The following is a 17,936-nucleotide window of genomic DNA, read 5'->3' on the forward strand; positions in this document are numbered from 1 at the left end:
GTCAGCGGGCTTTTTCATGGGCCAATGTTCAGGAGCGCGGCGGGTGTCGCTCCACCGGGGGCAGCTCAACCGCACGCTCGGCCGCCGCCAGCGCAGCCTTCAAGCCAGCCTGGTCCAGGGGTACGCAATACGCAGGTTTGGCCCGCTCGAATCGCCAGCTTTCATCCAGCCCACCGGCGTCGACAGCATCGAACCCCAGCTCATCGAGCAGCTTGGTCACGACGGCCTTCGCGGTGGCGTCATCCGCCGCGACGGGCAGCGCCCGCCGATCAGGTGCACCGTGAGGGCGGGCGTCTTGCGTCAGGTCGGGGGCGAAGATCGCGTTAAACACTTTCACCACGTGCGAATGTGTCAAATGGTCGGCCAGCAGGCGGCTGGTAGTCGTTTCAAAGCGGTCCAGCTCTGGGATATGCCCATCGCGGTCGGGGTAGTAATTGTTGGCATCCATCACCGTTTTACCCTCCAGCCATTGCGCGGGCACGCTGCGGTAGTGTTGAAAGGGAATCGCCACTAGCACCACATCGCCGAACCGTGCGGCATCGTCTGCGCTGCCAACTTGCACACCGAGTATGCCGCTTACCACGCTGCTCATGGTGTGCGGGCCCCGGGAGTTGCTCAGCATCACCTCATGCCCGGCGGCCAGGGCTAATTGCGCCACGGCCCGTCCAATAAAACCTGCTCCAATTACGCCAATCTTCATGTGCTTGCTCCGATGGAAGTACGAAGTGGCTATGATGATTGGCAACCATTTGGTGATAAATCGCAGTTGTGGCGCGGCTGTTGTTACTGGGAGTAGAGAATGATGGATCGTTTATCAAGCATGAATGCCTTTGTGATGGCTGCTGAGCTCGGCTCCTACGTGCGTGCCGCTGAACGTTTGAATATGTCACCGCAAATGGTGGCCAAGCATGTCACCGCCTTGGAACAACGCTTGGGCGCGCGCTTGCTTAACCGTACTACGCGAAGGCAAAGCCTTACGGAGTTGGGGAACGCTTACTACGAACGTTGCAAGCACATCCTGACGGAGACTGAGGCGGCGGATTCCCTTGCGCAAATCATGAACGACACCCCGCGTGGCAAGCTGAAAATCACCGCCCCGGTGACGTTCGGCTCCTACAGCCTGATGCCGTTGATCACCGGATTCTTGCGTGACAACCCGGATGTGCAAATCGATCTGCACCTTACGGATCGTTTCGTCGACCTGGTAGAGGAGGGCTATGAGGCAGCCTTTCGTATCGGCCCCCTGGGGACCACCGGCCTGACCGCCCGGCCGCTGGCGCCGTATCGCCTGGTTGTCTGCGCGGCGCCGGCCTATTTGCAGGTGCGGGGCACACCGATGACGCCGGCAGACCTTGAGCATCACGAATGCCTGGGCTATGCCTTCTGGTCACGCCCGGCGGATCGTGAATGGGTTCTTTACCAAGGCGCGGTCCCGCACAGGGTGCAGGTAAGCAGCCGTTTGCAGATCAACGAAAGCAGAGCACTGATGTCGGCGGCGCTGGATGGTTTCGGTATCGTGCTCGGGCCAGAAGACTTCTTGCGCAGGGCACTGGCCGAGGGCCAGTTAGTGCGGGTACTGCCGGACTTTGACGCGCCAAGTCGATCGATGCATTTGGTCTACACCGCGAATCGGCAGCGCACGGCTAAGTTGCGGCGGTTTGTCGAGGCCGTATTACAACGTTTTGGCTCGGTTTAAACGCGCGGGCTCTCTCACCTGTTCATGCAGATGCAGCGCCAGCAGTGCCCGTTCGACTTGAGGCCGGTGGGTTCAGCAATCTGACAGACATTTCCTGTTAAAAATAATCAAAGCCCATGCAGGAGCCCGGCTGGAATAAAGGCGGATTACTTTCTGATGCAGGTGCAGGGCGTTCGCGCTCGAGGATTTTATATGTTGTTACGTTATGCAGCATTGGCCGCCATGGTGGTCGCGGCGTCCGGGTGTGTACAAGAGCGTGTAGTACATGAGCGCAGGCCGGTGCAACGTGAGTATGTCGAGGTGGTGGCGCCGCAGCCGCCTCCGGTGCAGGTGATAGAAGTCGAACCGGCGGTACGCGAGGGTTATATCTGGTCACGCGGTTACTGGCGTTGGGAGGGCGGGCGTTACGTGGCGGTGCACGGCCATTGGGAGCCGGTGCGCCAGGGCTATCGTTATGTACACCCGCACTGGGTGCAGCGTAATGATGGCTACCATTGGCAGGTCGGTGGCTGGATACGCTGACCAAACCTCCTCTCCCTCTCCTCTGTAGGAGCGAGCTTGCTCGCGAAAAGCTCACAGGCACCGCTTGCAATCTGAATGCTCGCGTTATCGTTGACGTTCTTCGCGAGCAAGCTCGCTCCTACAAAAAATACGGGCTAACCGAGCCGTTTCATCCCCGCTGCCTTGGCCGCGTTCAGATCAAAGGTGGCGGTGTACTCGCAGCCCGCCGCATGGCCACAGCGTTCAACCAGGCAGTCGTCAAAGTCGGCTTTGCCTGCGCTGAACTTGCGCAGTGCCTGCCAGATGATATCGGCGTGCTCGACGGTCAGCTCCCGCGTGTGCAACAAGGTTTCCAGCACCGTCACCACGTCGCTTTTGGCCGACTGGTAGCAGGACTGCAACACCCACACCAACTCCGTAAGCGTCACCAGGCTGACAAAGCCTGGCGAGGCGGCGGTGAGCGATTCGATGAGTTGGGACGCCTTGGCTGATTGAACCGGGTCGTCCTGGGTCAGGTAGCGTACCAGCACGTTGGTATCCAGGCCGATCATCCAGCTGTTGCTCCCTGGGCTGCGATGGCGCGGTTCATGTCTTCGATAGACACGGCATGGGCGGGCTTGCGGATCAACCCCTTGAGGTCCTTGACGGTTTTGCTCGCGGCAATCATGGAAAACTTGCCGTCTTCCATTTCGACAAATTCCACCCGGTCGCCTGTTTCCAGGCCCAGGGCCGTCCTGACCTGGACAGGGATGGTGATTTGCCCTTTTGAAGTGAGTGTGGCGGTCGTCATAGTGAAGATCTCCATCGTGATATTCCTTACCTTAGGGTAAGGAGCGACAGAGGACAATATCCGTTGGTCCATAGGTCGCTCGTTGAGGTGGGTGAGTTGGGAATAGTAAAACCCTAGTCCGAACTCTCCCTCCTCACACGCCGGGCCATGCCCCAAACGGATACAAACTATGACTGACCGCCGCGGCCTTATTGCACCACGCGATAGCACGGCACATAGGCCGCGCCGCCTGGCAACTTCATGCGGTGCTGGGCCACGAATGCCTTCAATAGCTCATCCAGCGGTTTCATGATGGCCGGGTCGCCGTGAATCTCATACGGGCCGTTTTCTTCGATCAGGCGAATGCCCTTGTCCTTGACGTTACCCGCCACAATCCCGGAGAACGCCCGGCGCAGGTTGGCCGCCAGTTCATGGGCCGGCAGCGCGTGGTTGAGTTGCAGGCTGGCCATGTTTTCGTGGGTAGGGTCGAACGGGCGCTGGAAGCCTTCGTCGATCTTCAGCAGCCAGTTGAAGTGGAACGCGTCGTTACGCTCGCGGCGGAACTGCTTCACCGCCTTGAGCCCGGTGGTCATCTGGCGGGCCACTTCGGCCGGGTCGTCGATGATGATCTGGTAATGCTTCTGCGCCGCTTCGCCCAGGGTGGCGCCGACGAACGCGTGTAATTGTTCCAGGTAAGGCGCGGCATGTTTGGGCCCGGTGAGCACCACCGGGAACGGCAGGTCGCGGTTGTCCGGGTGCATGAGGATGCCCAGCAGGTACAGGAACTCCTCGGCCGTGCCGGCGCCGCCGGGGAAGATGATGATGCCGTGGCCGACACGCACGAAGGCTTCCAGGCGTTTTTCGATGTCCGGCAAAATCACCAGTTCGTTGACGATCGGGTTCGGCGCTTCGGCAGCGATAATGCCTGGCTCGGTCAAGCCCAGGTAACGACCATTGGTGATGCGTTGCTTGGCGTGAGAAATGGTCGCGCCTTTCATCGGACCTTTCATTACGCCGGGGCCGCAACCTGTGCACACGTCGAGGCTGCGCAGGCCCAGTTCGTGCCCGACTTTCTTGGTGTATTTGTATTCTTCGGTGTTGATCGAATGGCCGCCCCAGCACACCACGATCTTCGGCTCCACACCCGGGCGCAGCGTACGAGCGTTGCGCAGCAGGTGGAACACGTAGTCGGTGATGCCTTGGGAGTTGCTCAGGTCGATACGCTGGCTGTCCAGCTCGTTCTCGGTGTAGACGATGTCGCGCAGGGCGCTGAACAGCATTTCGCGGGTGCTGGCGATCATTTCGCCATCGACGAAGGCATCGGCCGGGGCGTTGAGCAGTTCCAGGCGTACGCCGCGGTCTTGCTGGTGTATGCGTACTTCAAAATCTTTGTAGGCGTCGAGGATGGTCTTGGCGTTGTCGATATGCGCGCCGGTGTTGAGAATCGCCAGGGCGCATTGGCGGAACAGGGTGTAGATGCTGCCGGTACCGGCTTCGCTCAGTTGCTGCACTTCACGTTGGGACAGGGTTTCGAGGCTGCCCTTGGGGCTGACGGAGGCGTTGATGACTTGACGTTGGGGCATTCTGATTCCTTGAAAGCACAGCCACCGCGTGCGCTTGGGGCGATGGCTTGAGAAGGGTGAGCGCCAGTTAAGGTCGCACGAGACGGTTATTTACCTCAGGCGCAAGGCCCAGCGCAAATACCGCCCAACGCCATCATGCCGCAGAACTTACTGAATCAGCTTCCAGTTTTTGTAGAAAACCCGACGCAGGGTAAAGACCAGGCCGGCAAACCCTGCGATCAGGGCGTTGAGCACCGAGGGCAGCAGGGTCGGGCGCACAATATCAATGAACAGGCAGTAGCGTTTGGCGTCGTTTTTGTTGAAGGACGCGTGCATCAGCGTGTCATCGAAAATAAACAGCGGGTCGTCGTGCCAGTAGTGCTTGTGCTTGCCGACCTGGATATACACACCCTCATGGTGCGGTGCCGGCGCCATGTTGTAGAGCACACGGAACATCATGCGCAGGGGGCCGAAGTGGAAAGACGTCGAGCGGTTCTCGTTGAACACCGAGACGCCGATGGTTTTCACGAACGGCAAACTCTTGCGCAGCTGCGGGATATCCAGGGTGGTTTCGATCGGGCGACCGTACCATTGGAAGAACAACATGCCGCGTTTCTTCTCGGCCATGCGCTCGTCCAGGTAGCTGATGATTTCATCCTTGCGGGCCATGGCGTCGTCGATCACCTGTTGCAGGTCTTCGCGCCAGGCCGGTGGCAGGTCGTTCATGGTGTAGACATGCCGGTTGCGGCTGCTGAGCAGGTCGAGAAGGGTGTTGAACGGTGCCAGCACCCAGGTATTACGGCCGTTGCCGATAAAATATTTCTTGATGGTGTCGCGGTCGTACAGGCCGTTACGCAGGAAGTCATAAACACCGCAGCACACCACCAACAGCAGAAACACCAGGCAGCAATGTGGGAAACAGTCGATCAACAGCAGAACGCCGAGCACCCAGGCCAGGGACACCAGTTTTTTGCCGACAGCATGTTTGCTCATGAAACGAGGCTCCAAGACTGAAACATATTGAAACAATATCGTCATCATAGGGGTTTCTGAAGCTCGCAGGCGTTTTTAAATAAGGTGAAATTGTGAAGCCCCTGCACAATTTGTAACCGTTGCTGTTCATGCTCTGGTGTTTTGTGGATTGAATTTTGAGAACAGAAGATTTGCGACTATCGTGACGCTTCGGTTTTTCAGGCGTCATAGACCGGTACGATTGAAGTTGAATGGCCACTATTGGCCTTCGGCACCTTGGAAGAGGCAGAAATTTTTATGATCATCAAACCGCGGGTTCGTGGCTTTATCTGTGTGACCGCTCACCCTGTTGGCTGTGAAGCGAACGTCAAAGAGCAGATCGACTACGTGACTCAACACGGCGTCATCGAAGGCGGCCCTAAAAAGGTACTGGTCCTCGGTGCCTCCACCGGCTACGGCCTGGCCGCGCGCATCAGTGCTGCGTTTGGCTGCGGCGCCGACACCCTGGGCGTGTTTTTTGAGAAAGAAGGCGAAGAAGGCAAGCTGAGCTCCGCCGGCTGGTACAACAGCGCGGCGTTCGAGAAGTTTGCCGTGGAAAAAGGCCTGTACGCCAAGAGCATCAACGGCGACGCGTTCTCCGACGAGATCAAGCGCCTGACCATCGAGACCATCAAGAAAGACCTGGGCAAGATCGACCTGGTGGTCTACAGCCTGGCCGCGCCACGCCGTACCGACCCGCAAGGCGTGGTGCACAACTCCACCCTCAAGCCAATCGGCAAGGCCGTGACCCTGCGCGGGATCAACACCGACAAGGGCGTGGTGGTCGACACCACGCTTGAGCCTGCGACCCAGGAAGAAATCGACGGTACCGTGAAGGTCATGGGCGGCGAAGACTGGCAGCTGTGGATCGACGCCCTGCGTGACGCCGATGTATTGGCCGAAGGCGCCAAGACCACCGCGTTCACCTACCTGGGTGAGAAGCTGACCCAGGACATCTACTGGAACGGCTCCATCGGCGAAGCCAAGAAAGACCTGGACAAGAAAGTCCTGACCCTGCGCGACAACCTCGCTGCGCTCAAGGGCGACGCCCGTGTGTCGGTGCTCAAGGCCGTGGTCACCCAGGCCAGCTCGGCGATCCCGATCATGCCGCTGTACCTGTCGCTGCTGTTCAAGGTGATGAAAGAGCAGGGCACCCATGAAGGCTGCATCGAGCAGGTCTACGGCCTGTTCAAGGACAGCCTGTACGGCAGCAAGCCGAAACTCGACGCCGACGGCCGCCTGCGCGCCGACCTGGCCGAGTTGGAACCGAAGGTCCAGGACGCCGTGGCCGCGCTGTGGAATCAGGTGACCGACGACAACGTCAACGAGATCAGCGATTTTGCCGGTTACAAAGCCGAGTTCCTGCGCTTGTTTGGCTTTGAGGTCGACGGCGTGGATTACGACGCGGATGTGAACCCGACCGTCAAAATCAACGGCCTGATCCAGGCTTAAAACCATCGCCTTCTTATAGGAGCGAGCTTGCTCGCGAAAAACGTCAACGATACCGCGTGCTTGCTGAATGAACGCGGCGCCTTTGAGTTTTTCGCGAGCAAGCTCGCTCCTACACTCACCTCGGCGGGCGCCTCCCTCTTTCAGATCTGTCAGACTCCAGCAGCTATCAAGCCACGCTAACGGAGGATCTGATGACGATTCGTGCAGTAGTTTTTGATTTCGGCGGTGTCCTGTTCGACTGGAGCCCGCAGCACCTGTACCGCAAGCTGATTGCCGACGACGTCGAGCGACAGTGGTTCCTCGACACCATCTGTACCCAGGACTGGAACACCGAGCAAGATGCCGGTCGCTCCCTGGCTGAAGCCACCCGTACCCTGGTTGCCCAATACCCCGAACACAAGACCCTGATCCAGGCTTATTACGAGCGCTGGCCCGAAATGCTGCGGGCTGAATTACCCGAGGGCGTGGCGATTCTCGAAGCGTTGCACCAGGTTGAGATGCCGCTGTTCGGGCTCACCAACTGGTCAGCTGAAACCTTCCCTTACGCCCGGGCCAACTACCCATTTTTGAAGCGCTTTCACAATATTCTGGTGTCTGGCGAGGTGAAGTTGATCAAGCCTGACTCGGCGATCTACCACGCCAGCCTCAGTCAGGTACGCGCGCACCTGCCAGACATCCAGGCCAGTGAAGTGGTGTTTATCGACGACGTCGCGGGCAACATCGAGGCCGCCGTCGCGTTGGGCTGGCAGGGTATCCACCATGTGTCGGCCGATCGTACCGCTGCGCGTTTGCGGGAGTTGGGCGTGGCGTTCTAGCGCGCCCATTTCTCCATCACAAAGTCGACGAACGCCCGCAGCTTGGGCAGGCGATAGCGGTCTTGGCGATACATCAGGTGCATGGGGCGGCTGGGCAGTTTATAGGTGGTCAGCAAGGCCACCAGCTTGCCGCTCTCCAGGTCCGGTTGCACCAGGGCGTCGGCCAACATGCTTATGCCCATGCCGTTGATGGCGGCCTGGCGCAAGCCTTGGGAGCTGTTGATGGTCAATGAGCCAGACACCGGCACCTCCACCTCACCTTCATCGTCTGTCATGCGCCAGAGTTTATCGGTGTCGCGCCAGTTGTCGTTCGCGGGGTAGGCGAATGCCAGGCAGTCATGCTGCTGCAGGTCATCCGGGGTGTGCGGTGTGCCGCGTCGCGCCAGGTAGGCAGGGGAGGCGCAAAGGGTGAGGGTATAGGCCTGCAGGGGCCGGGCGATCAGGCTGGAGCTTTCCAGTTCGCCGAGACGGATCGCCACGTCAAAACCGCTGTCGACCAGGTCCATGCGCTCATTGCTCATCACCACGTACAGGTCGATAAGTGGGTAGCGCTGGGAAAACTCACTCAAGGCCGGCACCATGCGTTCGGTGCCGAACACGGGGGGCGCGGTGATGCGTAGGCTGCCTTTGGGGGTTTCGCTGTGGACCTGCTCGGCCAATAACTCGGAGTCGGCCACCAGCCCCAGCACTTCCAGGCAGCGCTGATAATACTGCCCGCCAAATTCGGTGAGGTTTTGTTTGCGCGTGGTGCGTTTGAGCAAGCTGACGCCAAGCCGTTGTTCCAGCGCTCGCAGATGGTTGCCCACCATGGTGGTCGAAATCCCGCATTCCTGCGCGGCGGCGGTCATGCTGCCGGTCTCGACGACTTTCACGTACACCGACATTGCCTGGAACAGATCCATTATCAAGCCCTGGTTTAAAGTTATTGCAGCAATACTGCGTTTATCCAGCGAGGGTGGTTAACCATACTTGATCCACCCCAACGATGCACTGGAGCCGCAACCATGACCGCCGCCTGCCTGATGAGCACTTATCAACCCCTGGCCCTGAGCTTCACCCGCGGCCTGGGCACGCGCCTGTGGGACCAACAGGGCCGCGAATACCTGGACGCCGTGGCCGGCGTGGCGGTGACCAATGTTGGCCATTCCCACCCAAGGTTAGTGGCCGCCATCAGCGAACAGGCCGGCTTGCTGCTGCACACCTCCAACCTCTACAGCATCGACTGGCAACAACAATTGGCCCGGCGGCTGGCCCAACTGTCCGGGCTGGACCGCGCGTTCTTCAACAATTCCGGCGCCGAAGCCAACGAGACGGCGCTGAAACTGGCGCGCTTGCACGGCTGGAAAAAAGGCATCGAACAGCCGTTGGTGGTCGTGATGGAGAACGCCTTCCACGGCCGCACGCTGGGCACCATGGCCGCCAGCGACGGGCCTTCGGTGCGCCTGGGGTTCCAGCGCCTGCCCGGCGATTTCATCAAGATTGGGTTTGGCGACATGGCGGCCCTGGAGGCGGTCACCGCACAGTTCGGCACGCGCATCGCGGCGGTGCTGCTTGAACCGATCCAGGGCGAAAGTGGCGTGTTGGTAGCGCCCCCGGGTTACCTCAAAGCTTTGCGCGAGCATTGCACGCGCCACGGTTGGCTGATGATGCTCGACGAAATCCAGACCGGCATCGGGCGCACTGGCACCTGGTTTGCCTTCCAGCACGAAGGCATTGTGCCGGACGTGATGACCCTGGCCAAAGGCCTGGGCAATGGCGTGCCCATCGGCGCCTGCCTGGCCCGCGCCGCCGTCGCGCAACTGTTCACCCCGGGCAGCCATGGCAGCACCTTTGGCGGCAACCCGCTGGCGTGCCGTGTGGGGTGTACGGTGCTGGAGATTATTCAGGAGCAAGGCTTGCTGGAAAACGCCGCACGCCAGGGCGAACACTTGCTGGCGCGGTTGCGTATGGAGTTGGAGGGCCATCCGCAGGTGCGGGCGATTCGTGGCAAGGGCTTGATGGTCGGGATTGAACTGGCCAGCCCTTACCGCGACCTGGCCCAACGTGCCGCCCAGGAGCACGGGCTGTTGATCAACGTCACGCGGGGCAAGATCATTCGCCTGTTGCCGCCGCTGACGCTGGAGCGCAAGGAAGTGGAGATGATCGTGAGGGCCATCACCCGCCTACTGAGCTGAAATACGATTAGAAAATGTGGGAGCGGGCTTGCTCGCGAATGCGATATATCAGTTTGCGGATGCATTGACTGAACCACCGCATTCGCGAGCAAGCCCGCTCCCACAGGGGAGCCTGTATGCCTTTAGAGATCACCACCATTCAGCCACTCCTGATTCATGGTTTCGGTATCCCCCAGGTACTCCAGCAACCACGCCATGGCGGGCGACAGCTTGTTCTGAGCCCAGGCCACACACGACGGGCTGGCTGGAAATGGCCGGCTCAACTGCAGCGCCACCAACTCCCCGCGCTCGATCCATGGCAATACCTGATGGGCCGGCGCCATCCCTACACACAGGCCATCGCGCAGGCAATCCAGGGCCGACGCCCAGTTGGGCACCACCAGGCGGCGCTGGTTATCCAGGGTCCAGGTGTCGCGCTTGGGCAGGTTGCGGGAGGTGTCGGTCATGCACAGCGAGGCAAAGGGGCGCAGTTGGTCATCACTGAGCAAACCTTCCACCGCCGCCAACGGGTGCCGGGCGCTGACCACGCACAGCCAGTTCAACAGGCCCATGTCGCGGAAGCTGAAGTGGCTGGCCACCGGCACCGCGCTGGTGGCGCCGATCACGATGTCGGTGCGTTCATCCGCCAGTGCATCCCACACGCCGTTGTACACCTCGTATTCGAGCAGCAATTCCACTTCGGGAAACTGCCGATAGAAGTCGAGCACCAACTGCCGGCAGCGCTGGGGTTTGACGATGGAGTCCACGGCCACCTTCAATTGGCCGCTCCAGCCATTGGCCACCTGTTGGCACAGGCGCCGGGTGCCAAGCATTTTTTTCATCACGCCGCGGGCTTCGTCGATAAACAGGCGGCCGGCAGGGGTCAGTTCTACGTCGCGATGCCGACGCACAAACAGCGGCACGGCCAGCCATTCTTCGAGTTGGCGCACGGTGTAGCTGATGGCCGACGGTACGCGGTGCAGTTCCTGGGCAGCGGCGCTGAAGCTGCCGTGACGGGCGACTGCGTCGACCACATCCAGGGAATATTCTGACCACATAGGCGTTGCCTTCAAAATTATTGATAAGAGTGTCCAATTATTATCGCTTCACACAGATATTGTCAGCTTCATAATGGGTGCCAGTCAGCAAATAGTTTGATGGCAGTATCTACAAGGCTTCGATGAAAAATTCTTTTGGTTTTACCTGGTACCTGGCGGGGCTGAGCATGCTCGGCTATCTGGCCATGGACATGTACTTGCCGGCGTTTGGCGCCATGGGCGAGCAGTTGAACATTGGTGCTGGCGCGGTGGGCGCCAGCTTGAGTATTTTCCTTGCCGGCTTTGCGGTGGGGCAGTTGCTGTGGGGGCCGCTCTCGGACCGCCTGGGGCGCAAGCCCATCCTGCTCGCCGGCCTGAGCCTGTTTGTGCTCGGCTGCCTGGGCATGTTCTGGGTCGGGACTGCGCCGCAGCTGCTGGCTCTGCGTTTTATGCAGGCGATTGGCGTGTGTGCCGCCGCCGTGAGTTGGCAGGCCTTGGTGATTGATCGCTACCCGGCCGACAAGGCCCACCGCGTCTTCTCCAGCATCATGCCGTTGATGTCGCTATCGCCGGCCCTGGCCCCGCTGTTGGGCGCCATGGTGCTGAATCACTTTGGCTGGCAGGCGATCTTCGGCGTGTTGTTGGTGGTGTCGTTGTTGTTGCTGGTGCCGACCCTGTTCCTGCGCAATGTGCCCAAGCGTTCGGAGCACAAGGGCAGCCCGGTGCGTCTGGGGTATGGGCAATTGCTCACCTCGCGGGTGTTTACCGGCAATGTGATGATCTTCGCCGCCTGTTCGGCCAGCTTCTTCGCTTGGCTGACCGCCTCGCCGTTCATCCTCGGTGGCATGGGCTACAGCCCGAACGACATCGGCCTCAGCTACGTACTGCCGACCCTGGCGTTTCTCGTTGGCGGCTACAGTTGCCGCAGCGCCTTGCAGCGCCTGCCGGGTAAAACCCTGCTGCCGTGGTTGCTGGTCGCCTATTGCTTGAGCATGGTGGCGTTGTACCTGGTGGCCACCTTGAGTGTGCCGACCCTGACCACCTTGTTGATCCCGTTCTGCCTGATGGCGCTGTGCAACGGCGCCAGCTACCCGATTGTGGTGGCGAATGCGCTGATGCCCTTTGCAGAAAACTCCGGCAAGGCGGCGGCGCTGCAAAACACCTTGCAATTGGGCCTGTGTTTTGTGGCCAGCCTGTTGGTGTCGTCGATGATCGAGCAGCCGCTGTTGATTACCGTGATAGTGATGTTGGCGACGGCGCCCCTGGCGGTGTTGGGGTATTGGCTGGCACGGCCGAAGGGCAACTCTTCCGAACTGGCCAACGCCTGAGCTGACAATGCGATCAAAATGTAGGAGCGAGCTCGCTCGCGAAAAACCTCAACGATAACGTGGGCTTCCTGAATGAACGCGGCGTCGATGAGTTTTTCGCGAGCAAGCTCGCTCCTACAAAAAGCCAGCTGAGGTTCTTCAGTTAGAACGTTACTTCCATGTTCAGTGTCGGTGTTGAGGTGCGGCTTCCCCGGCCGCCGTCCACGCCGAACTTGTTATGCCAATACTCATACCCCACCCCCAGGTACAGGTTCGGCTTGACGCTTTTACCCGGTCGCACCGCCACCATCAGCGCTGTACGCATCAAGGCCTCCGCTGCCGTATCGCGGCCATGGTAATCCTCGCCTTTCTCCCCGACGTAATTGATAAACCCCTGGAATTTCGCCGCATGGTTGCCAACCTCGAACGGTCGCATCCAGCTCAGGTTGAGCATGTAGGTAGCGTCGAAGGTGTGGTTCGACTCTTGCGCGCCGGGAATGCCGGTGTGGTTCTTTTCCTTGTAGTACATCAGGCTCAGGTCCAGCACGCCGACAGTGCCCCACTTCAACGTGGGGCCGATCACCAGGGCGCGCTTCTTGGCGGAAGCGAAGTTGTTGTTGCGGTTGGCGTCGAAGCCCAGGGTCAGCGCGTAATCCTTGATCAGCCCCGTGCCCTGCGGCAAGTCGAACACGCGTGAGGCATACAGCTGATGCCGATACACGGCGTACACCTCGCTGCCACCGTGGTCGGTGCCCCTGCGGGGGTCGCTGCTGTCGGACAGGAACACATCGAGGTTGAGGAAATTGCTGCCGTAACGGTAGCCGCTGGCGTGGGTAAAACTGTAGATGCGCTTGCTGAAGTCGTCGGGGTTGTTCGGGTTGGTGAAATGCTGCCCGTAGCGAAACCCGACGCTGTTGTTCATCCACTCCACCGCAACAGCCTCCCCGCCGCCGAGAAGGGTCAATGCGACGGTGGCGCCCTGTAGTGCCTTTTTCATTATTTTGTCCTTTGGCGTTCTGGCTCGTGACGGCCGGATTGTTTTTGTAACGCCGTTGGAGGGTATCTTGTTCGATTGATTGTATACAACTCTATGGACATACAGTCTGAACATTGCATACAGTGAGCGCACAACAAAAACAGAGAACCCCTCACCATGACTATTCCGAAGGCGTCACCGCAGCGGCCCGAAGATGAAAATCTGGGCGTCGCCGCCAACATGGCTTACGGCCTGCAGCATGTGCTCACCATGTATGGCGGCATCGTCGCCGTGCCGTTGATCGTCGGCCAGGCGGCCGGGTTGTCGCCGGCGGATATCGGCTTGCTGATTGCTGCGTCGCTGTTTGCCGGTGGCCTGGCCACGCTGTTGCAAACCCTGGGCCTGCCGTTCTTCGGCTGTCAGTTGCCGCTGGTGCAGGGCGTGTCGTTCGCGGGTGTGGCGACCATGGTGGCGATTGTCGGCAGCGACGGTGCTGGCGGCGTACCAGCGATTCTCGGCGCGGTGATGGCCGCGTCCTTTATCGGCTTGTTGATCACCCCGGTGTTCTCAAGGATCACCAAGTTTTTTCCACCGCTGGTGACGGGCATTGTGATTACCACCATCGGCCTGACCCTGATGCCCGTAGCGGCGCGCTGGGCCATGGGTGGCAACAGCCGGGCGGCAGATTTTGGCAGCATGCCCAACATCGGCCTGGCCGCGCTGACCCTGGTGCTGGTGCTGCTGCTGAGCAAGATCGGCAGCGCAGCCATCTCTCGCTTGTCGATCCTGCTGGCCATGGTGATCGGCACGGTGATCGCGGTGCTGCTCGGCATGGCGGACTTCTCCGGTGTGATGCAGGGGCCGATGTTCGGTTTCCCCACACCCTTTCACTTCGGCATGCCCACCTTCCATGTGGCGGCGATTATTTCCATGTGCATTGTGGTGATGGTGACGCTGGTGGAAACGTCGGCGGATATCTTGGCGGTGGGCGAGATCATCGACACCAAGGTGGACTCCAAGCGCCTGGGCAACGGCTTGCGTGCCGACATGTTGTCGAGCATGTTCGCGCCGATCTTCGGTTCGTTTACCCAGAGCGCATTCGCCCAGAACGTCGGCCTGGTGGCGGTGACCGGGGTCAAGAGTCGGTTTGTGGTGGCCACTGGCGGGGTGTTCCTGGTGGTGCTCGGCCTGTTGCCATTCATGGGCCGGGTGATCGCGGCCGTGCCCACCTCCGTGTTGGGCGGGGCCGGGATTGTATTGTTCGGCACGGTGGCAGCCAGTGGTATTCGCACGCTGTCCAAGGTGGATTACCGCAACAACATGAACCTGATCATCGTTGCCACGTCTATCGGCTTCGGCATGATCCCCATCGCCGCGCCGAGCTTCTACGATCAGTTTCCAAGCTGGTTCGCGACCATCTTCCACTCGGGCATCAGCTCGTCGGCAATCATGGCGATATTGCTGAACCTGGCGTTCAACCACTTCACGGCCGGCAACTCGGACCAGCAGTCAGTGTTTGTGGCGGGGACTGAGCGCAGCTTGTGCTTTCGCGACGTGGCTGCGTTGCGCGATGGGGATTATTACCGGGGTGGGAAGTTGTTTGATGCTGAGGGCAAGGAAATCCCCCTGATAGCAGATACCTCAAAGAAATCTGCGAGACCCGAAACCACTGAGGTTTAAACATGTAGGAGCGAGCTTGCTCGCGAAAAACGTCAACGATGACGCGTGCTTCCTGAATAAGCACGGCGTCGATGAGTTTTTCGCGAGCAAGCTCGCTCCTACAGAGGGCGGATTTCAGCCGGCCTTGAGGGCTTTGTGCGGCAACGAACACGCCTCATCCAGAAACTTCACCACCGTCCCCATGCACGCTTGGCGTTCTTCCACATGGGGCATGTGGCTGGAGTCTTCAAACAGTGCCCAGCGCACGTCCGCTATCTCATCCAGGAATGGCTTGACCACCAACGGTGTGGCTTCGTCATGTCGACCGGAAATCACCAGGGTTGGCACCTTGATGGCTGACAGGCGGCCGATCACGTTCCAGTCCTTCAAGCTGCCGATTACGTGGAATTCGGTCGGGCCGCTCATTGCGTGGTACACCGTCGGGTCGGCATCTACCTGGGCGAAGGTGCGTGCCACTTCTTCGGGCCACGGGTTGACCCGGCACACATGCTGGTCATAGAAAATCCGTGAGGCCGCCAGGTATTCCGTGGCTTGGTAGGTACCGGCCTGCTCATGCTTGAGCAGGGTTTCATGCACGCCTTCAGGCAACAGCTTGCGCAGGCGGTTGGCTTCGCTGACCCAGGTGCGCATGCAGGTGGGGGAGTTGGCAGGGATAAACGCGCGCAGGCCCTTGGGTTGCAAGATCGCGTGTTCGCTGCCAAGCATGCCGCCCCAGGATTGACCGAGGATCGCGTAGTTCTCACTGATTTGCAGGTGGTCCAGCAGGTTGTTCAACTCGTCGAGGAACAGGCCGATGGTCCAGAACGACGGGTCTTTTTCCGGCAAGTGCGTGGAGCGGCCGTTGCCCAGCTGGTCGTAGTGGATCACCGCATGACCGCTGGCGGCGACGTCCTTGAAGGCGTCGACGTAATCGTGGGTGCAGCCCGGGCCGCCATGGATGATCACCAAGGGCGTGCGGCCTGTGGTCAGGTCGCCCGTGACGCGATACCAGGTCTGATAGGCGCCAAAGGGCGCGTAGCCTTCGCGAACTTTTTCGATGAATTCCATTTCGTACCCTGCTCTGAAAAAAAGGATCAGGGTTACGATAGTCTGAACAAAAAGTTTAGGTAACTAGCAAAACAGATAGGTTTTTGCCGAAAGCTCAACCTTCCAGCAAGCGGTAATGGGTGGCGCGAACCACTGCCTGAACACGGTTCTTGGCGCCCAGTTTGTGCATGGCCGAGGCCAGGTGCAGGGTGACCACCGCCAGGGAACGGCTCAATTGCGTCGCGATTTCAGCGGCGGTCAGGCCTTCAGCCGCCCATTTCAGGCATTCGCGCTCGCGCTTGGTCAGGCGGATGTGCGGATAAGCCCGCACCTCCTTGCTGAACAGCGGGTACGCCGCTTCCTGGAGGGCATGGGTAATCAGGCTGAAATCGGCCAGCGTGTGTTGGGCGTCCTTCAATACCGTGTGCGCCTTGCCGGTGCGCAACCCGGTCAGCGAGGCGAAGCCGCCCCGGGGCAGATGAATCGGCACGCTGACGCCGCAGGTCAGCTGGCGTTCATGCAGGTAGGAGGAGACGGGGGCGTGGCAGGGGTCGATGATCTTTTGCAGGGCCGTCTCGGTCTTGGCCTCATAGGACCAGACAAACGGCGACACTGTGCTCAACGCCAGGTGTTGCACCGGGTCGATCTGGTAAAACCCTTCGCTGCACCATAAGGCGTGCCAATCGGCCGGTGTGTTGCGCAGTTGCAACAGCGAGGGGGTGATCAGTGCACCGTTGAGGTCGATGGGCACCGGGGTGTAGTCATACACCAAGGCATCGAAGCCCAGTTGTTGGGCAAGGATAAACGTATTGTCCATTTGTTCATCCAGGCTCCTGCCCGGAATGAGGCGATTATTGAAGGCGGTCAGCTTGGCCAGCATCCGTTCTGCTCCCGAATTCATTTGAATCTCGACTTGCTGCAAGTAGAATGCCACGCCCCGGCGAAGGACTGCCAGGCCAAACCTATAAGAAATACTAGGTTATGGACGCACGGCATCCTCGGTAGTGTTGACCTGATAAACGGCCGCTACCCGCCAGGCCGATACAACACAAGGAATGTATGCATGTGGCGTGAAATTGCCCCCGACCAGCAGTACAACGTGCAAGTCGACGGCCATAACCTCGTGGTCTACAGCTTTGGCGAAGGCGATGAGGTGCTGCTGTGTCTCAACGGCGGGCCGGGCCTGCCGTGTGACTATCTGCGCGACGCCCATGGCTGGCTCAAAGCACATAACCTGCGAGTGGTTGCATTCGACCAGCTTGGCACGGGCGCATCAGCCAGACCGACCGATGCCTCACTGTGGGAAATCCGCCGTTATGTCGAAGAAGTCGAGACCGTGCGCCAGGCGCTGGGCCTGGGCCGCGTGCATTTGCTCGGGCATTCCTGGGGCGGTTGGCTAGGAATCGAATATGCCGTGCATTATCCCGGTGCGCTCAAAAGCCTGATCCTGGAAAACACCGTCGGCGACATCCCCCACCTGTCCCAGGAACTGGAGCGCCTGCGCGGCGCTCTGGGCAGCGAAACCGTGGCCATGATGCAACGCCACGAAGCCATGGGCACCCTCGACCACCCGCAGTACCAGGCCGCCATCACCTTGCTCAACTACCGCCACGTGTGCCGGCTCGACGAATGGCCGGAGCCGGTCAAGCGGTCCCTGGGCGACTGGAACATGGGGCCTTACGAAACCATGCAAGGCCCCAACGAGTTCCTCTATATCGGTAACCTCAAGGACTGGAACCGCCTCAAGGAAATGGCCGAGTTCAAGATGCCGATCCTGATCACCACTGGCCAGCATGATGAACTCACCCCCGCCTGTGCGATGCGCATGAAGCTCGCGGCCCCCCACGCCGAGTTGCATGTTTTCCCCAACAGCAGTCATATGCCGTTTTACGAGGAGCCGCAGGCGTACTTCCCGGTGCTGCTGGACTTTCTCGCTCGCCATCGAGGCTGA

General features: G+C 59.9%; 18 protein-coding genes. 8 read left to right on the top strand and 10 right to left on the bottom strand.

The window, feature by feature from the left end:
- Positions 1-28 precede the first annotated feature (28 nt).
- The gene (locus BUE92_RS09495) at positions 29-733 is read right to left on the bottom strand and encodes an NADPH-dependent F420 reductase (RefSeq protein WP_256673951.1); all 705 of its coding nucleotides are present in this window, start codon (positions 731-733) and stop codon (positions 29-31) included.
- Between the two features lie 66 nt (positions 734-799).
- Here BUE92_RS09495 and BUE92_RS09500 point away from each other — a divergent pair, with 66 nt between their 5' ends.
- Together BUE92_RS09500 and BUE92_RS09505 are read left to right on the top strand one after the other, a co-directional pair.
- A complete protein-coding gene (locus tag BUE92_RS09500; RefSeq protein WP_073523334.1) occupies positions 800-1,696 on the top strand; it encodes a LysR family transcriptional regulator in 897 nt (298 codons plus the stop codon).
- A 192-nt stretch (positions 1,697-1,888) separates the two neighbouring features.
- Positions 1,889-2,218, top strand: coding sequence for a YXWGXW repeat-containing protein (locus BUE92_RS09505; protein WP_047710347.1), 330 nt, complete (start codon positions 1,889-1,891; stop codon positions 2,216-2,218).
- A gap of 134 nt (positions 2,219-2,352) precedes the next feature.
- On the opposite strand, the gene BUE92_RS09510 is transcribed toward BUE92_RS09505, so the two are convergent.
- From BUE92_RS09510 to BUE92_RS09525, 4 genes are all read right to left on the bottom strand, one after another.
- The gene (locus tag BUE92_RS09510) at positions 2,353-2,748 is read right to left on the bottom strand and encodes a PIN domain-containing protein (RefSeq protein WP_073523336.1); all 396 of its coding nucleotides are present in this window, start codon (positions 2,746-2,748) and stop codon (positions 2,353-2,355) included.
- Positions 2,745-3,002 (bottom strand): AbrB/MazE/SpoVT family DNA-binding domain-containing protein, encoded by a 258-nt coding sequence (locus BUE92_RS09515; protein WP_073523337.1) that lies wholly within the window; start codon positions 3,000-3,002, stop codon positions 2,745-2,747. Before BUE92_RS09515 ends, BUE92_RS09510 begins: the two co-directional genes overlap by 4 nt.
- A gap of 173 nt (positions 3,003-3,175) precedes the next feature.
- Positions 3,176-4,549 (bottom strand): nucleotide 5'-monophosphate nucleosidase PpnN, encoded by a 1,374-nt coding sequence (gene ppnN, locus BUE92_RS09520; protein WP_032892811.1) that lies wholly within the window; start codon positions 4,547-4,549, stop codon positions 3,176-3,178.
- A 147-nt stretch (positions 4,550-4,696) separates the two neighbouring features.
- Positions 4,697-5,521, bottom strand: a complete 825-nt coding sequence (locus tag BUE92_RS09525; protein ID WP_073523338.1) for an aspartyl/asparaginyl beta-hydroxylase domain-containing protein — start codon at positions 5,519-5,521, stop codon at positions 4,697-4,699.
- A 276-nt stretch (positions 5,522-5,797) separates the two neighbouring features.
- Between BUE92_RS09525 and fabV the strand changes: the two genes are divergently transcribed.
- Both fabV and BUE92_RS09535 read left to right on the top strand, forming a co-directional pair.
- A complete protein-coding gene (gene fabV / locus BUE92_RS09530; protein ID WP_073523458.1) occupies positions 5,798-6,991 on the top strand; it encodes an enoyl-ACP reductase FabV in 1,194 nt (397 codons plus the stop codon).
- Between the two features lie 191 nt (positions 6,992-7,182).
- Positions 7,183-7,806 (top strand): HAD family hydrolase, encoded by a 624-nt coding sequence (locus tag BUE92_RS09535; RefSeq protein WP_073523339.1) that lies wholly within the window; start codon positions 7,183-7,185, stop codon positions 7,804-7,806.
- Here the strand turns inward: BUE92_RS09535 and BUE92_RS09540 are convergent.
- Complete coding sequence (locus BUE92_RS09540; RefSeq protein ID WP_073523340.1) at positions 7,803-8,708, bottom strand: LysR family transcriptional regulator; 906 nt, start codon at positions 8,706-8,708, stop codon at positions 7,803-7,805. The two genes, BUE92_RS09535 and BUE92_RS09540, sit on opposite strands and share 4 nt — an antisense overlap.
- Before the next feature lie 102 nt (positions 8,709-8,810).
- On the opposite strand from BUE92_RS09540, the gene BUE92_RS09545 reads away from it, so the two are divergent.
- Positions 8,811-9,980 carry an aspartate aminotransferase family protein gene (locus BUE92_RS09545; protein ID WP_073523341.1) on the top strand — a complete coding sequence of 390 codons (1,170 nt, stop codon included), beginning with the start codon at positions 8,811-8,813 and terminating at the stop codon, positions 9,978-9,980.
- 122 nt (positions 9,981-10,102) lie between these two features.
- On the opposite strand, the gene punR is transcribed toward BUE92_RS09545, so the two are convergent.
- Positions 10,103-11,017 carry a DNA-binding transcriptional activator PunR gene (gene punR / locus BUE92_RS09550; RefSeq protein WP_073523344.1) on the bottom strand — a complete coding sequence of 305 codons (915 nt, stop codon included), beginning with the start codon at positions 11,015-11,017 and terminating at the stop codon, positions 10,103-10,105.
- A 122-nt stretch (positions 11,018-11,139) separates the two neighbouring features.
- Here punR and punC point away from each other — a divergent pair, with 122 nt between their 5' ends.
- A complete protein-coding gene (gene punC, locus BUE92_RS09555; RefSeq protein ID WP_073523347.1) occupies positions 11,140-12,324 on the top strand; it encodes a purine nucleoside transporter PunC in 1,185 nt (394 codons plus the stop codon).
- A gap of 142 nt (positions 12,325-12,466) precedes the next feature.
- On the opposite strand, the gene BUE92_RS09560 is transcribed toward punC, so the two are convergent.
- On the bottom strand, positions 12,467-13,300 hold the full coding sequence (locus tag BUE92_RS09560; RefSeq protein ID WP_073523349.1) for a nucleoside-binding protein: 834 nt from the start codon (positions 13,298-13,300) through the stop codon (positions 12,467-12,469).
- 156 nt (positions 13,301-13,456) lie between these two features.
- Between BUE92_RS09560 and BUE92_RS09565 the strand changes: the two genes are divergently transcribed.
- Positions 13,457-14,959: a nucleobase:cation symporter-2 family protein gene (locus BUE92_RS09565; RefSeq protein WP_073523350.1), complete on the top strand. Its 1,503-nt coding sequence runs from the start codon at positions 13,457-13,459 to the stop codon at positions 14,957-14,959.
- Positions 14,960-15,073: 114 nt separating this feature from the next.
- On the opposite strand, the gene BUE92_RS09570 is transcribed toward BUE92_RS09565, so the two are convergent.
- Together BUE92_RS09570 and BUE92_RS09575 are read right to left on the bottom strand one after the other, a co-directional pair.
- A complete protein-coding gene (locus BUE92_RS09570; RefSeq protein ID WP_073523351.1) occupies positions 15,074-16,006 on the bottom strand; it encodes a proline iminopeptidase-family hydrolase in 933 nt (310 codons plus the stop codon).
- Positions 16,007-16,100: 94 nt separating this feature from the next.
- On the bottom strand, positions 16,101-16,865 hold the full coding sequence (locus tag BUE92_RS09575) for a LuxR family transcriptional regulator (RefSeq protein WP_073523352.1): 765 nt from the start codon (positions 16,863-16,865) through the stop codon (positions 16,101-16,103).
- A gap of 183 nt (positions 16,866-17,048) precedes the next feature.
- Here BUE92_RS09575 and BUE92_RS09580 point away from each other — a divergent pair, with 183 nt between their 5' ends.
- Positions 17,049-17,936 carry a proline iminopeptidase-family hydrolase gene (locus tag BUE92_RS09580; RefSeq protein ID WP_073523353.1) on the top strand — a complete coding sequence of 296 codons (888 nt, stop codon included), beginning with the start codon at positions 17,049-17,051 and terminating at the stop codon, positions 17,934-17,936.

Origin of the sequence: Pseudomonas fluorescens, assembly GCF_001902145.1 — a bacterium.
GTDB lineage: Bacteria > Pseudomonadota > Gammaproteobacteria > Pseudomonadales > Pseudomonadaceae > Aquipseudomonas > Aquipseudomonas fluorescens_BV.

Bases quoted from the DNA above. Each gene is read 5' to 3' on its own strand.
- BUE92_RS09500 (WP_073523334.1), top strand. From the start codon at position 800: ATGATGGATCGTTTATCAAGCATGAATGCCTTTGTGATGGCTGCTGAG.
- BUE92_RS09505 (WP_047710347.1), top strand. From the start codon at position 1,889: ATGTTGTTACGTTATGCAGCATTGGCCGCCATGGTGGTCGCGGCGTCC.
- BUE92_RS09510 (WP_073523336.1), bottom strand. From the start codon at position 2,748: ATGATCGGCCTGGATACCAACGTGCTGGTACGCTACCTGACCCAGGAC.
- BUE92_RS09515 (WP_073523337.1), bottom strand. From the start codon at position 3,002: ATGGAGATCTTCACTATGACGACCGCCACACTCACTTCAAAAGGGCAA.
- ppnN (WP_032892811.1), bottom strand. From the start codon at position 4,549: ATGCCCCAACGTCAAGTCATCAACGCCTCCGTCAGCCCCAAGGGCAGC.
- BUE92_RS09525 (WP_073523338.1), bottom strand. From the start codon at position 5,521: ATGAGCAAACATGCTGTCGGCAAAAAACTGGTGTCCCTGGCCTGGGTG.
- fabV (WP_073523458.1), top strand. From the start codon at position 5,798: ATGATCATCAAACCGCGGGTTCGTGGCTTTATCTGTGTGACCGCTCAC.
- BUE92_RS09535 (WP_073523339.1), top strand. From the start codon at position 7,183: ATGACGATTCGTGCAGTAGTTTTTGATTTCGGCGGTGTCCTGTTCGAC.
- BUE92_RS09540 (WP_073523340.1), bottom strand. From the start codon at position 8,708: ATGGATCTGTTCCAGGCAATGTCGGTGTACGTGAAAGTCGTCGAGACC.
- BUE92_RS09545 (WP_073523341.1), top strand. From the start codon at position 8,811: ATGACCGCCGCCTGCCTGATGAGCACTTATCAACCCCTGGCCCTGAGC.
- punR (WP_073523344.1), bottom strand. From the start codon at position 11,017: ATGTGGTCAGAATATTCCCTGGATGTGGTCGACGCAGTCGCCCGTCAC.
- punC (WP_073523347.1), top strand. From the start codon at position 11,140: ATGAAAAATTCTTTTGGTTTTACCTGGTACCTGGCGGGGCTGAGCATG.
- BUE92_RS09560 (WP_073523349.1), bottom strand. From the start codon at position 13,300: ATGAAAAAGGCACTACAGGGCGCCACCGTCGCATTGACCCTTCTCGGC.
- BUE92_RS09565 (WP_073523350.1), top strand. From the start codon at position 13,457: ATGACTATTCCGAAGGCGTCACCGCAGCGGCCCGAAGATGAAAATCTG.
- BUE92_RS09570 (WP_073523351.1), bottom strand. From the start codon at position 16,006: ATGGAATTCATCGAAAAAGTTCGCGAAGGCTACGCGCCCTTTGGCGCC.
- BUE92_RS09575 (WP_073523352.1), bottom strand. From the start codon at position 16,865: ATGCTGGCCAAGCTGACCGCCTTCAATAATCGCCTCATTCCGGGCAGG.
- BUE92_RS09580 (WP_073523353.1), top strand. From the start codon at position 17,049: ATGTGGCGTGAAATTGCCCCCGACCAGCAGTACAACGTGCAAGTCGAC.